At 61.0% G+C, this 14126-nt stretch carries 12 protein-coding genes; 5 read left to right on the forward strand and 7 right to left on the reverse strand.

All coding sequences use genetic code 11. From position 1 onward, the window contains the following. Positions 1 to 19: 19 nt before the first annotated feature. The 6 genes from ROE7235_RS12460 to ROE7235_RS12485 form a co-directional block, all read right to left on the reverse strand. Positions 20 to 1285, reverse strand: coding sequence for a biotin/lipoyl-containing protein (locus ROE7235_RS12460; RefSeq protein ID WP_121095859.1), 1266 nt, complete (start codon positions 1283 to 1285; stop codon positions 20 to 22). After that, the gene (locus ROE7235_RS12465; protein ID WP_121095860.1) at positions 1275 to 2270 is read right to left on the reverse strand and encodes an alpha-ketoacid dehydrogenase subunit beta; all 996 of its coding nucleotides are present in this window, start codon (positions 2268 to 2270) and stop codon (positions 1275 to 1277) included. Before ROE7235_RS12465 ends, ROE7235_RS12460 begins: the two co-directional genes overlap by 11 nt. 126 nt (positions 2271 to 2396) lie before the next feature. Next, the gene (locus tag ROE7235_RS12470; RefSeq protein WP_121095861.1) at positions 2397 to 3386 is read right to left on the reverse strand and encodes a thiamine pyrophosphate-dependent dehydrogenase E1 component subunit alpha; all 990 of its coding nucleotides are present in this window, start codon (positions 3384 to 3386) and stop codon (positions 2397 to 2399) included. A gap of 73 nt (positions 3387 to 3459) precedes the next feature. Then, positions 3460 to 4758 (reverse strand): M24 family metallopeptidase, encoded by a 1299-nt coding sequence (locus tag ROE7235_RS12475; protein ID WP_121095862.1) that lies wholly within the window; start codon positions 4756 to 4758, stop codon positions 3460 to 3462. Positions 4759 to 4855: 97 nt separating this feature from the next. Next, on the reverse strand, positions 4856 to 5665 hold the full coding sequence (locus ROE7235_RS12480; RefSeq protein WP_121095863.1) for an SDR family NAD(P)-dependent oxidoreductase: 810 nt from the start codon (positions 5663 to 5665) through the stop codon (positions 4856 to 4858). A 10-nt stretch (positions 5666 to 5675) separates the two neighbouring features. Continuing rightward, a complete protein-coding gene (locus ROE7235_RS12485; RefSeq protein WP_245963959.1) occupies positions 5676 to 7499 on the reverse strand; it encodes an extracellular solute-binding protein in 1824 nt (607 codons plus the stop codon). Between the two features lie 211 nt (positions 7500 to 7710). On the opposite strand from ROE7235_RS12485, the gene ROE7235_RS12490 reads away from it, so the two are divergent. The 5 genes from ROE7235_RS12490 to ROE7235_RS12510 all read left to right on the forward strand — a co-directional run bounded on the left by ROE7235_RS12490 (position 7711) and on the right by ROE7235_RS12510 (position 13062). Continuing rightward, positions 7711 to 8664: a sugar ABC transporter substrate-binding protein gene (locus ROE7235_RS12490; RefSeq protein WP_121095881.1), complete on the forward strand. Its 954-nt coding sequence runs from the start codon at positions 7711 to 7713 to the stop codon at positions 8662 to 8664. Between the two features lie 80 nt (positions 8665 to 8744). Next, the gene (locus tag ROE7235_RS12495; protein WP_121095864.1) at positions 8745 to 9542 is read left to right on the forward strand and encodes an SDR family NAD(P)-dependent oxidoreductase; all 798 of its coding nucleotides are present in this window, start codon (positions 8745 to 8747) and stop codon (positions 9540 to 9542) included. Positions 9543 to 9570: 28 nt separating this feature from the next. Then, entirely contained in the window at positions 9571 to 10542 is a 972-nt protein-coding gene (locus ROE7235_RS12500) for an ABC transporter permease (RefSeq protein WP_121095865.1), read from the forward strand. A 13-nt stretch (positions 10543 to 10555) separates the two neighbouring features. Continuing rightward, positions 10556 to 11557, forward strand: a complete 1002-nt coding sequence (locus ROE7235_RS12505; protein ID WP_121095866.1) for an ABC transporter permease — start codon at positions 10556 to 10558, stop codon at positions 11555 to 11557. Further along, positions 11554 to 13062, forward strand: a complete 1509-nt coding sequence (locus tag ROE7235_RS12510) for a sugar ABC transporter ATP-binding protein (protein ID WP_121095867.1) — start codon at positions 11554 to 11556, stop codon at positions 13060 to 13062. Before ROE7235_RS12505 ends, ROE7235_RS12510 begins: the two co-directional genes overlap by 4 nt. Before the next feature lie 6 nt (positions 13063 to 13068). Here ROE7235_RS12510 and ROE7235_RS12515 read toward each other — a convergent pair whose 3' ends face one another. After that, a complete protein-coding gene (locus ROE7235_RS12515) occupies positions 13069 to 14124 on the reverse strand; it encodes an ABC transporter ATP-binding protein (RefSeq protein ID WP_121095868.1) in 1056 nt (351 codons plus the stop codon). Positions 14125 to 14126: the final 2 nt, after the last annotated feature.

Below are 14126 nucleotides of genomic sequence, written 5' to 3' on the forward strand. Positions count from 1 at the left end.
CCGTATTGCAAAAGCTATGTTACAGCAGGTGGCGAAGTGGCTGCGCCACCCGCCCTGCGACATCGTTCAAAAGGGCGATCGCGGCCTGTGCGCTTAGGTGATGGCCTGCGCATTCCAAGACCAGCGACAGCCCGTCGCCATCCGGCATCAGCGTCAACACCGGCACCTCTTCGGCCCCAAGCGCAACCGATTGCACAAAGCTGCCGCGCAGATCGCGCAGGATCAGCTCTGGCGCATCATCGGTGGCAGCCACTTGCGACAGGCGGCGATTGTCCGGCAGGGCATAGCTTTGGCAGGCGCCGAACCGCTCTACGCCGACAACCGCGACATGGCCCTGACCGGCCAGTGCGGCCAGAACCGCATCGGTGCTGTCCGCATGCGCCGTGGCCCAGCTTGCGAACTCTGCCAGCCCGTGGGCGGGGATGTGCGCGGTCAGGCGGCGGCCCGCCTCTGCAGCTTTGGCGGATGGGGTCGTGTCACTGGGCAATCCGCGCAACACCTCCAGATCCGCGACATGGAAGGGCTGGGGGTGACCAGCCTTGACCAAGCGGTCCAGATCCAGCCCCTGTTCCAGAGCCAAGCGCCGCGCTTTTGGTGACGCCAAGATGCGCCCCCCCGTCTGCGGTCCGGGCGATTTCGCGGGTGTGGTGGTCTGTTTTGGCGGCTCTGGCGCTTCGGGCGCCTTGGCTTCGGTCGGAGCGGCGGGGGCCGCTGCCTCACGGGCAGACCGTGCCACGGTGTTCGTTGGCGCATCCGCACTCAGGATCGCGACCGGCGCACCGACCGCGACATCCTCGCCCGCCTGCGCCAGTGTTGCGGCCAGATAGCCGCTGGCCCCGGCAGGCACTTCCATCGTGGCTTTGTCGGTTTCGACCTCGAACAGCAGATCATCGGGGCCGACCTGCGCGCCAAGCTCGACCAGCCAGCCTACCATCTGCCCGCTATCCTGCGCCATGCCAAGCTGTGGCATGGTGATCTGGCGGCCCTCTGGCAGCGCATCGGCCGCGGGCTCTGGCGTGGGGGCAGGTGCCGGCGTCTCATCTTCGGCACTGTCGGAAATCCGCGCGATGACCTGCCCCACCGGCACGTCATCGCCCTCGGACGCCACAACCCCGGTCAGATAGCCCGCTGCCTGTGCCTCGACCTCCATCGTGGCCTTGTCGGTTTCCACCTCGAACAGCGCGTCGCCCTTTGCGACCGCGTCGCCGGGCGCTTTCAGCCAGGCCACGATCTTGCCCGCGTCTTGTGCCATGCCCAGTTGAGGCATTGTCACGTCATGCGGCATGAATCATCTCCCCGGCACATAGCTTGCGGGCGTTCGCGGCCACGCCTTCGGGCGTGGGCACGGTGATATCTTCCAGCGCGGGGCTGAACGGCACCGGCACATCCATCGCGCCCATGCGCAGTACCGGTGCATCCAGATGGTAAAACGCCTTTTCGTTCAGACGGCTCGCGATTTCAGCGGTCACGCCGTAGCTCTGGTGGCCTTCGTCAATCACGATCGCGCGGCTGGTTTTCTTTACGCTGGCCAGCAACGTCGCCTCGTCGAGCGGCACAATGGTGCGCGGGTCGATCACCTCGGCGCTGATGCCCTCGGCGTCCAGTAGCGCGGCGGCCTTCTCGGCCACCTGCACCATCGACGACGTGGCGATGAAAGTGATGTCGGACCCTTCACGCTTGATATGCGCCTCGCCGAACGGGATGAGGTATTCCTCTTCCGGGACCGGCGCCTTGTCCTGATACATCAGCTTGTCTTCGAAAATTACCACCGGGTTATTGTCGCGGATGGCGGTTTTCATCAGGCCTTTGGCTTCGTAGGCCGACGACGGCATCGCGACCTTCACGCCGGGAATGTGCGCGACCAAAGCCTGCAGGGACTGGCTGTGTTGCGCGGCAGAGCGACGGGTAGCCCCTATGTTGGTGCGCAGCACCATCGGCACGGTCAGTTTGCCGCCCGACATGTAGTGCTGCTTGGCAGCTTGGTTGCACAGCTGGTCCATGACCAGGTAGATGAAATCGCCGAACATCAGGTCCACGATGGGGCGTGCGCCGGTCATCGCGGCGCCGACCGCCAGACCGACGAAGCCCGGTTCCGAAATGGGTGTGTCCAGCACGCGGTCGGTGCCGAATTCCTCGACCAGACCGGACAGAACCTTGAACGGCGTGCCGGCCTCGGCCACGTCTTCGCCCATCAGGAAAACGGTTGGATCGCGGCGCATTTCCTCGGCAATTGCCTCGTTTACGGCCTGCGACAGGGTAATCTCGCGCATTATCTGCTCCTTCCGTAGCACCGGGAGATGCCCGCCCCGGGCCTGACCCGGGGCCTCCGGGCCGGACTTGCGTTGAGATCCCGGGTCAGGCCCGGGATCGGTTTGCGTTTGGGGTCCCTCATCGCGTCAGGCCAAAGCATGTTCGATGTCGGAAAACACATGCATGTCCACTTCGGACACATCGGGGTAGGCGGCGGCTTCGGCATAGGCGACGGCGTCGGTCGCGTCCTTCTCGACCGCAGTGTTGATCGCCTCTATCTCGTCTTCAGTGGCGATGCCCTGTTCGACCAGATAGCCGCGGAAGCGCACGATCGGGTCGCGATTCTCTTTCCAGTCCTTTTCCTCGTCCTTGGACCGGTAGTATTCGCGATTGATGTCGCCGACATGGTGGCCGTGGTAGCGGTAGGTCATCAGTTCCAGAAAGAATGGGCCTTCACCCTTGCGGGCACGGGCGACCAGCTTGTTGGTAAGCGCGTTCACCGCCAGCACGTCCTGCCCGTCCACTTGGTGGCTCTCGATCCCGAAAGCCTCTGCCCGCGCGGTGATCGAACCTGCCGCGATTTCCTCGGTCTTGGTGTATTCAGAGTAGCCGTTGTTTTCGCAGGCATAGATCACCGGCAGATTCCAGAGCGCGGCCATGTTCATGACCTCGTACCACAGCCCTTGCGCGGTTGCGCCGTCGCCAAAGAAACACACGGTCACATCGTCCGAGCCTTGCAGCTTGGCCCGCAGCGCCGAGCCGGTGGCGATCCCCATGGACCCTCCGACAATTGCGTTCGCGCCAAGGTTCCCGTGGCTCTGGTCGGCGATATGCATCGACCCGCCCTTGCCCCGGCAATAGCCCTCGGCCTTGCCCAGAAGCTCGCAGAACATCTCCTTGAATTCCGCGCCCTTGGCCACGCAATGCCCGTGACCCCGGTGCGTGCTGGTGATGCGGTCATCGTCGGTCAGCGCTTCACAAATGCCCACCGCGACAGCTTCCTCGCCGGAATACATATGCGTCAGGCCCGGCATCTTGGCGGACAGGTATAGCTGGTTGGCGTTATCCTCGAAGGTGCGGATGCGCACCATCTGGGTATACATCCGCAGGTAGTCTTCGGTGTTTGTCTTGGTCATGGGTTATACGCGCCCCGGGCTTGACCCGGGGCCTCCACCGTTGAGGTCCCGGGTCAAGCCCGGGACGGGTTGGTCAATACCGGTTTGCGATCGGCAACTCTTCGGCTGGGAACAGGCTGATGACTTCGCACCCGGTCTCGGTGACGACGACCTCTTCCTCGATCCGGGCGGCGGAATAGCCGTCGGTGGCCGGGCAATAGGTCTCGAGCGCAAAGACCATGCCGGTCTGGATTTCCATCGGATGATCCAGAGACACAGCGCGGCTGATGATGGGCCGCTCGTGCAGCGCCAGACCCAAACCATGCCCGAATTGCAGGCCAAAGGCCGCGTCCTCGTTCGGAAATCCTAGCGATTCGGCTGTCGGCCAGACCTCTGCAACCTTGTCGGTGGTGACACCTGGCTTGATCATCGCGATCGACGCGTCGATCCATTCGCGCGCCTTGACATAGGCGTCGTTCTGCGAGGGCGTTGCACGGCCCACGTTGAAGGTCCGGTAGTAACAGGTCCGGTAGCCTTGATAAGATTGCAGAATGTCAAAGAAAGCCTGATCGCCGGGGCGTATCAGCCTGTCGGTGAAGTTATGCGGGTGCGGGTTGCACCGCTCGCCCGAAATGGCGTTGATCGCTTCGACATCGTCCGACCCCATTTCATACAGCAGCTTGTTCGACATCGCGACGATGTCATTCTCGCGCACGCCGGGTTTCAGTTCCTCATAGATCATGTGGTAGACGCCATCGACCATCGCTGCGGCCTGCGTCAGAAGCTGGATTTCGTCCCAGTTCTTGATCTCGCGCGCGGCGAGCATGATCTGCTGACCATCGACCACGTTGATGCCTTCTTCGCGCAGCGCGTGGAACATCGCGGTTTCGGCGTAATCCACGCCCACCGGCATATCGGCCATGCCCGCATCCTTGATCAGCTGCGCGATCATCTTGGCATATTTCTGCATCAGCCCGAATTCGGGCGGGATGGTGCCCCGCATGCCAACGACACCGGCCAGGCAATGGCTGGGCTCCAGCCAGTCTGAATAGCGCTGGTGGTGCACGGCGGCAGAGCCGAAATCCCAGACATAGGGGCTGTCATCGCCGGTCAGCAGGCAGAAGCGGCACATCTTGTCGCGTTCCCACTCGCCGATCTTGGTGGCGGTGACATAGCGGATATTGTTCACATCGAACAACAAAAGCGACCCCGCCTGCGAGTTTTGCAAGCTTTGGCGCGTGCGCGCCAGCCGGTAGCGGCGCAGGCGGTCATGGTCAACGCGGCGTTCGAAATCGACAGAGGTGTGGCCCCAGGCGGGTAGGCGGTCGCGCCATTCCCAGTTGGGTTCCAGATCCTGCGGGGTCAGAAGGTTCGGCATAAGGGCGCGGTTCATGGCAAAAACTCCGTGAGGCGGACACGCGGGTCCGCCATTTTTGGTTCAGGGATAGGCGAGGTGCGGCGGGTGGCGGGGCGCGCACGCCCCGCGCGCCTTATTGGATGCACCAGCCGCCATCGATATGGATCATCTGGCCGGTCATGTAGTCGCTGTCATCGCTGGCAAGGAATGACGCGGTGCCGGTGATGTCATCGGGGTAGCTGACGCGTTTGATCTGAAGCGCATCGCGCACGATGTCGTCATAGGCCTGCCCTTCGCGCTCCTTGAAGCCGATATCGACCAGATCCTTGTCCAACTGCTCCCACAGCGGCGTGACCACAACGCCCGGCGCATAGCCGTTCACGGTGATGTTGTGTTCCGCCAGACCGATTGCGCCGCAATGGGTCAGCGCAAGGCAGCCGTATTTCGACGTGCAATAGACCGTGACATCCACCAGCGGCTTGCGGCTGGCGATAGAGCCGACATTGATCAGCTTGTAAGGATGCCCTTCCATCGGGCCTTGGGCGATCATCTGGCGCGCGGTTTCCTGCATGCCCAGCCACATGGCCTTTGTATTGACGTTCATGATCATGTCCCAGTTGTCTTCATCGATATCCATGAAGAACCGGGGCTTGTTCAGGCCCGCATTGAAGACCCCGACATTGATCGACCCGAACGCCTCGACCGTGGCAGAAACGGCGCTGGCATTGTCCTCGCGCTTTGTCACATCCATCTTGACCGCGATGGCCTTGCCGTTTCCGGCAGCGTTGATCTTGTCGGCCATCTCTTGTGCGGCGGGCAAGTCCAGATCGCCCAGGCAGACATTCGCTCCTTGTGCGGCAAAGGCTTCGGCATTGGCGGCACCCATGCCGCGCGCGGCACCGGTTATCAGGATGTTTTTGCCTTTCAGGCGATTGGGGTCCATGGTTTCCTCCCTAAGTGACCTTGGATTTCAGGATTGTTTCGGCCTCGGACTGGATGCGGTCCAAAGCAGTACGCGGGAGCGTGATCCCGCGCAGCATGTCATGCAACTCGCGCCCGCATAGGTCGATGATCTGCGACACTTGCGGGATGGGCGGGCGCGGCCAGAATTGCAGTTCGTCGCGCCATGACATCTGGTCGAGCAGCCCGAAAATCGGTGACAGGCGCCGCACCTCTGGGTCGGCGCCCACGGAATAGCGCGGCTCTGTCCGGCTGCCGTTTTGGGCATAGAGCTTTTGCGCTCCGGGCGAGGTGAAGGTGATCAGCGCCTCGACCGTATCGTCAATCCGGTCCTCTGCCAGATTGGCGGGGACACACAGCACATAGCCGCCGACGGGCGCAATCGGACTGCCCTCTGGCCCGTGCGGGTGCGGCAGGTAGCCGGTATTGCCATGCGCGGGGCTGTTTTCGTCCAGCTCGAAATACGGGGCCAGCAGGGTATAGCCATAGGCCATCGCAACATGCCCCGCACCATAAGGGCGGACCCGCTCATACCACGACATGGACAGAATATCGGGCGGCGAATAATCCAGAAGCTGCATCAGATACTCCGCCGCTTCCAGCGCGCGGTCGGTGTTCAGCGTGGGGGTGAATCCGCCCTGTGCCAAGCGGTCGGTGTCATAGCCCCCTGCAATCGCTGGCATGTCGATGATCGGTTGGCCAAAAGCGGCACAGGTCATCATGAACGTGTGCCCCAGCGCTGTGCCGCGCGCGGCATTCCACGCCACGCCGTAGCGTCCGCGCTGCGGGTTGTGCAGATGGCGCGCGGCGGCAAGTACCGCATCCGTGGTGGTCGGCAGGTCCAGCCCTTCGTTGGCGAACCAGTCCTTGCGGTAGAACATCAATTCAGGCGTGGTCTGGCTGGGCACACCGTATGGGCGCCCGCCCCAATGCGCGGCCCGCCACCCGGCGGTGTGAAAATCGGCCGGGTCCAGCAGGGCCACATTCATCACTTCGTCCAGTGGCCGGATGATGCCCTTTTCCACGAACTCGCCCACCCAGGGCAGGTCCACCGCGATCAGGTCGTAGCGGCTTTTGGGGCGTTCAGCATTGCGCAGGGCTTCCTCGCGCAGCCGGTCGATGGAAAAGGCGCGCTGGTGAATGCTGGTGCCGACGATCTGTTCGAACTGGCGTTTCAGCCCTTCCATCACCATGAAGGTCGGGTCGCCATGCACCAGAATGCGCAATCCGCCCGACAGCTTCAGCGGCTCTGGCAGGGCGCGGGGTGGCGCGATGGCGGCGCGCCCCGGCTGGTATGACCCGCCGAAATAGTAATCGGTCGTTTCCTGCGCGGGGCCGGCCAGCCCGAAAGAGCGGCGCGCCAAGCGGTCAATGCGGTCGGCCAACTGGCTGAACCCGTCAAGCAGGCTGGCGCTGGGATGCAGCGAATGGCTTTTGCCGGTGCGGGTGCGCACGCGACGGTCCACCAGCCCAGCCGCTTCCACCTCTGCCAGCTTGCGTGTCGCCGTTGCATAGGGAACGCCCGCCGCCGCAACAAGGGACGAGGGTGAAACGATCCGACCTTCGGAATGGCTTTGCAGCAGGTGCAGGATCATCTTCAGATGCGGGTTCGGCGTGGTGGGTTCCAAAGAGCTGTCGAGTTCCACCAACAGGTCGGTCAGAAAGTCTGTGACGCGGTCGAGATCGGGATCATTGGACGCGATCACAGCCTCCATCGGCGCGATTGCCGCGGATTGTCCGATTTGAGCATTTCTTACCGTGCTGTGTTTCATCGACTCTGATTCTGGTGGCTGGCTGTGCTGCGACTTGCGGCGCATGCGATCACTCCTCTTTCAATTTGCTCATATTGAACGTGGAAAATATCACCGAAATATCCAAAATGAGAGCAATCAAGTTCAATATTGATAAATTGCCGGAGGCGTGATCGGACAGAATCGCAATGATTGGGGTGTGATCGGTTGGGGCATGTCCCTTCGAGTGAGGAGGATGCTCGCGATCGCGCTGACAATTCCATGGGAGGAACGGAAAATGAAAACAGCACTGAAAGTTGCACTCGCGTGCTCGACCGCACTGATCGGCACCGCTGCTGCAGCACAAGACATGACCATCGGCATTACCCAGAACAACGTGGGCGTCGACAGCTATCAAACGACCTATGAGCAAGCGTTCATCGCTGCCGCAGAAGCCAACCCCGATGTTGAAGTGGTTGTGCTGGACGCAGGTGGTGACGTGGCCCGCCAACTTGCCCAGATTGACGACCTGATCCAGCAAGAGGTCGATGCGATGATTATCTGGCCGACCAATGGCGAGGCTGTGATCCCCGCAGTGCGCCGCGCGTCGCAAGCGGATATTCCGGTGGTCATCACCAATTCCAACATCGCCGAAGCCGGGTTTGATTTCATCTCTGCCTTCTCGGGCCCCGACAACGTCACCCAAGGGTCGCGCTCCGCAGAAATCATGTGCGACCGGTTCAAGGAACTGGGCATCGAGGACGAGGCGAAAGTTGTGCACATCACCGGTCAGCCGGGCTACACGACCGCCATCGAGCGCGCGCAAGGCTTCAACGATCGCCTGCCCGAAGTCTGCCCGAATGTCGAGCAGATCGACGAACAGCCCGGCGACTGGAACCGCGAGAAGTCGCAGCAGGTCATGGAGGCTTTCCTTGTCCAGTATGACGATATCGACGGTGTTTACTCCGGCGATGACAACATGGGTGTCGGCGCCATGAACGCCGCGATTGCTGCGGACCGTGTTGACGGCATCACCTTCGTCGGCGCCACCAACTTCGCAGTTGGTTATGACGCGATGGCAGAAGGCACCTACTGGGGGTCGATCTACCAGTCGCCAGTGGATGACGCCGAAGCCGCGCTGCAAACCGCCATCGACGTCCTGAACGGCGAAGACGTGCCCTTCCTGAACTACTTCGACACGCCGAAGATCACTCAGGACAACATGGACGAGTTCACCAAGCCGGTGTTCTGATCTCTCCCGAGGGTGCGCGGGGTAGCGTCAAGCTGCCCCGCGCCTTTTACACTCTGCACATATAAAATGATGGGGGCGATATGGCGCGCGTTTCAGGGCGGTCATGTATCGTGACAGGGGCTGCGCAGGGCATAGGCCGTGCGATCGGCGAGGCACTTCTGGCCGAGGGGGCCCATGTCTGTTTTGCCGATATCAACGCCGCCAAGGTGGCAGAGGTCGCTGACGCGAACGGCGAACGCGCCGCCAATGCCGGGGCCAAAGTGACCCATGCACCGGTCGATGTGACCGACCGCGAACAGGTGCGTGCCATGATCGCACACACGGTTGCAAAATTCGGTCGCCTGGATGTGAAGTTCAACAATGCCGGCGTGAACAAGCCTATGAATTTTCTGGATGTGACCGAAGATAACTGGAATTTCATAATGGGTATCAATGGCTTGGGCTGCATGATCGGAATGCAGGAAGCCGCCCAGCAAATGATCGCGCAGGGCGACGGCGGGAAGATCGTGAATACCGCCAGTATTGCCAGCCGTCAGGGCTTTGGTAACGTGGCCCCTTACTGCGCCAGCAAGTGGGCCGTCGTGTCGCTGACCCAGTCCGGCGCGCGCGATCTGGCGCAGCACAACATAACCGTCACCGGCTTTGCGCCGGGTGTGGTCGCAACAGAGATGTGGGAACAGGTCGACCAAGACCTTGTGGCCATTGGCGCGGCAGAGCGCCCCGGTCAGGCGATGGAAGAGTTTTCCGCCGATATTCTGAAGGGCCGCGTCGCGCTGCCCGAGGATATCACCGGAACGACGACATTTCTGGCGTCACGCGACAGCGATTACATGACCGGCCAGATCATCATGATTGACGGGGGCATGACGCTGGTTTGAAAGCGACGCCTTAGGGGAGGACTCTGGAATGACACTCAACAAGCAGGATATCGGCAGGCTGCTGGCCAAGCAGGGCATTCTGATTGCCTTTATCGTCTTCATGATCGGGTTTGCGCTGGCCAACCAACGCTTCATTGCCATCGACAATATTGCGGGCGTGATCCGGTCCTCTGCCATTCTGGGCGTTATGGCGCTGGGCGTGACCTTCGTGGTGATCGGCGGCAATCTGGACCTGTCCGTCGGGTCGATGATGTCGTTTTCCACCATCGTGGTGCTGGACCTGCATGACAAGATCGGACCCGCGCTGGCCATTCCGGCCATGTTCGCGCTGACACTGTGTCTGGGTGCCTTCATCGGGTTCCTTGTCGGCTATCTGAAGCTCAATTCCTTGATTGTAACGCTTGGGATGCTCTCGGCCATTCATGGACTGACGCTGACATGGTCGGGCGGCAAGAATATGGACATCGCAGACAAGGCCGGAACCTGGTTCTCTGTTTTCGGGCAGGACCGCATTATGGGAATTCCCGTTCCGATCCTGATATTCGCATTACTTGCCGCGGTGTTAACCTTGTTACTGTCGAAGACCCCATTTGGCCGAAAGGTTTATGCGGTCGGTGGCAACGGACAAGCCGCCACGTTTTCCGGCATCCCGCGCGCACGCGTGGTGTTCTACACCTACCTGATTTCTGCTTTCTGCGTCGCGGTGGCCGGTTTGCTGCAGGCCAGCCGTAGCCTTGGCAGTCAGAACACCGTGGGCCAGGGGCTGGAGCTGGAGGTGCTGGCCGCCGTCATCCTTGGTGGCGCATCGCTGTTAGGCGGGTCCGGCACCGTGTTCAAGACCGTGATCGGCGTGCTGATCCTTGGGTTTATCCAGAATGGACTGCTGCTCGTCGGGCTGGATTTCTATGTTCAGTATATCGTGACATGGGCCATCATCATTCTTGCCGTCTGGCTGGATGTGGCCGCCAAGAGGGGCCGTCTGTGGTCCCCGATCGCATAAGGGAGCGGCAGATATGACATCCGCAAACCGCAAAGACATGCTGAAACGTGGCGCGATCTGGGGGTTTATCCTGCTGGAACTGGCGTTCTTCTCGATCATTGGCGACCAGTTGTCGGTCTCTGACCAGCCGTTTCTGGCCTATGACAACATGCTGTTGGTGCTGAAGCAATCGGCCCCCATCGGGATTATCGCGCTCGGTATGACGATAGTCATGATCAACGGCAATATCGACCTGAGTGTGGGGGCGACATTTGCGCTGGCCGCCATCGTAATGCTGGACAGCATGACATGGCCGTTCATGCAGGCCATGGGCGACTGGGCAATCCCGCTGGCATGGCTGTTTGCATTGGCGACAGGCGTTATCATGGGGGCAATCAACGGCATCATCGTCTGGAAAACCGGGGTCGATGCCTTCATTGTCACGCTGGGGGCGATGCTGGGATTCCGCGGTATCGTCTTTATGTTCAACGGCGAGCAGCCCACCAGCCACCTGAACTGGACGCTCGTGGATTTCGCCGAGGCGCAGTTTCTGGGTCTGCACACGGCCACATGGTTCCTGCTGGGCGCGGCGCTTGTTCTGTGGCTGCTGATGACTAAAACCGTTCATGGCCGCAACGCCTATGCCATCGGCAACAACCGCGAAGCGGCCGTGAATGCAGGTATTCGTGTCGGGCCGCATTTCATCTGGAACTTCATGCTGATCGGTTTTCTGGCCGCGCTGTCAGCGGTGGTGTTCTATTCCGAGAGCGGCTCGGTCAACCCGAATGACGGGATGCTGTATGAGCTTTGGGCGATTACCGCCGTTGTCTTGGGCGGCACCAAGCTGGCGGGGGGATATGGGTCCATCATCTCCACGTTGGGCGGCGTCATCGCGATCCAGTTGCTGCGCAAGGGGTTGGGCCATATCGGGGCGGATACGCAAACGGTGAACCTTGTGATTGGCTTGATCCTGATCGCTGTGCTGGTGCTGGACCGCCAGTTGAACCGCAAGGGCCAAGGGGAGTTGAAGATATGACCGACCAGACACCGGTTTTGCGCCTTGAGGGCATTGTCAAAACGTTTCCCGGCGTGCGGGCCTTGGACGGCGTCTCTTTCGACGTGCGCCCCGGAGAGGTTCATGCCCTGATGGGCGAGAACGGCGCGGGCAAATCCACACTGATGAAGGTTCTGGGCGGTATTCACGCTCCGAACGAAGGGCAGATCTTCGTCGGCGACGAAGCTGTCACGATGACCTCGCCAAAGCATGCCAAGGCCAAAGGGGTGGTGTTCATCCATCAGGAACTTAGCCTTGCCGACGAGTTGACTGTGGCCGAGAATATCTTTCTTGGCGAATTGCCCCTGAAAGGGTTCGGGCGCGTCGATTGGGGCAAGTTGTATGACGACACCAACGCAATTCTGAAAACGTTGAATGTCGGGTTTGATGCGAAAACCCGCGTGGGTGATCTGTCCATCGCGAACCAGCAGATGGTCGAGATCGGGCGCGCGCTGACCGTGTCGCCCCGCGCCGTTATCTTTGACGAACCCACGGCATCGCTGACAGACTCCGAAAAGGTTGTGTTGTTTCAAGTGATCGCGGGCCTGCAAGAAAAGGGTGTGGGGATCATCTACATCTCTCACCGGATGGAAGAGATTTTCAAGATCACCGACCGCATCAGCGTTCTGCGCGACGGGCAATATCGTGGTACGCTTTTAACCGCCGAAACTAACGAGGATGACGTCACCAAGCTGATGATCGGGCGCAGCCTTGATCTGTCGCGCTCAGAGGCCACGCACGAACTGGGCGATGTGGCGTTGGAAGTTCGCGGGCTTGCTTGCGGGTCGCTGTTCGAGGATGTCAGCTTCAAACTGCACAAAGGCGAGGTTCTGGGCTTTTATGGCCTTGTCGGCGCAGGTCGGACAGAGATTGCGGAAACCATTTTCGGGTTGCGCACCCCGTCGGCTGGCACGATCCTGTTGAACGGGGAAGAAGTGCGGATAACCTCGCCCATTGACGCTGTGCAGCGCGGTATTTCCCTGGTGCCCGAGGATCGCAAGGACCAAGGGTTGGTGTTGGGCATGAATTGCCGCGACAACATGACCTTGCCACAGGTGGACGACCTGACAGCGGGTCCATTTGTCAGCGACGGGGCCGAAATCGCGATTTTCGATCAGTATCGCGACAAGTTGGACATTCGCACACCCGGTTGGCGGCAAACCGTGGGCAACCTGTCGGGTGGCAACCAGCAGAAAATTGTCATTGGCAAATGGCTGTCCATGCGCCCCAATGTGCTGATCGTGGATGAACCCACACGCGGCATTGATGTCGGGTCAAAATCCGAGATCCACAACCTGATCCGCGATCTGGCATCCCAAGGCTACGCGGTGATCGTGATCAGCTCTGAAATGCCAGAGGTTCTGCGCGTGTCCGACCGGATCGTGGCCATGTTCAACGGGCGCATCATGCGCGACTTCACGGCCGAGGAAGTGACCGAGGACAACCTGATTCAGGCTATCTCCGGCATCTCGGAAAAGGTCGCATAAGCAGAGTTAGCGGATGCGCAGACCGCTATCGGCATTGAACAGGTAGAGCGCATCCGCGTCGGCGCGCAGCCCGACTTTCGCACCGGGGCGCTCTACATGGGTGCCGCGTGCCTCTATGACCAGCTTTTGCTGGCCCGGGGCCGCGCAGTGAATGAACGATACCCCGCCCAGCGCCTCGGTCATCTCGACCGTGTGGCTGTCGCCTTCGGTGATGGCAATATCTTGCGGGCGCAGACCGATCACCAGTTTGTCGGGCGTATGGCCGGGCAGCTGTTCCGCCGTGATAATGCCGCCCAGCGCCGGGACATTTACGCCATCCTTGACGCGGGTCGCCGGAAGCAGGTTCATCGCGGGCGACCCGATAAACCCTGCCACGAACAGATTATCGGGGTCGCGATACAGGTCCAGCGGCGCGCCGACCTGTTCGACCCGCCCTGCGCGCAGCACCACGATCTTGTCGGCGAGCGTCATCGCTTCGACCTGGTCATGGGTGACGTAGATCATCGTTGCCCCAAGCTCGCGGTGCAGGCGGGCAATCTCGACCCGCATTTCCACGCGCAATTCGGCATCGAGGTTCGACAGCGGTTCATCGAACAAAAACACCTCTGGCCCGCGCACGATGGCGCGGCCAATCGCGACGCGCTGGCGCTGCCCCCCCGACAAAGCCTTGGGCTTTCGGGTCAGATACTCGTTCAGGCGCAGGATGTCGCTGGCGCGCCCGACCTTTTCGGTAATCTCTGCCTTGGGGTGGCCGTTCATCTTCAGCCCGAACCCCATATTTTCAGCGACGGTCATGTGCGGATACAGCGCGTAGGTCTGGAACACCATTGCGACGCCGCGCTGCGAGGGGTCGGCCTTGGTCACATCGCGCGCGCCAATGCTGATCTGGCCGCCGGTGGTTTCTTCCAGCCCCGCGATCATGCGCAGAAGGGTGGATTTGCCGCAGCCCGACGGGCCGACGAAAACGCAAAACTCGCCCGGTTCGACCGCCAGTTCCACCCCGTGGATGACCTGCGTTTCTCCGTATTTCTTGATGACATTCGATAATGCGACACCGGACATGG

It is taken from the genome of Roseinatronobacter ekhonensis (genome assembly GCF_900499075.1).
GTDB lineage: Bacteria > Pseudomonadota > Alphaproteobacteria > Rhodobacterales > Rhodobacteraceae > Roseinatronobacter > Roseinatronobacter ekhonensis.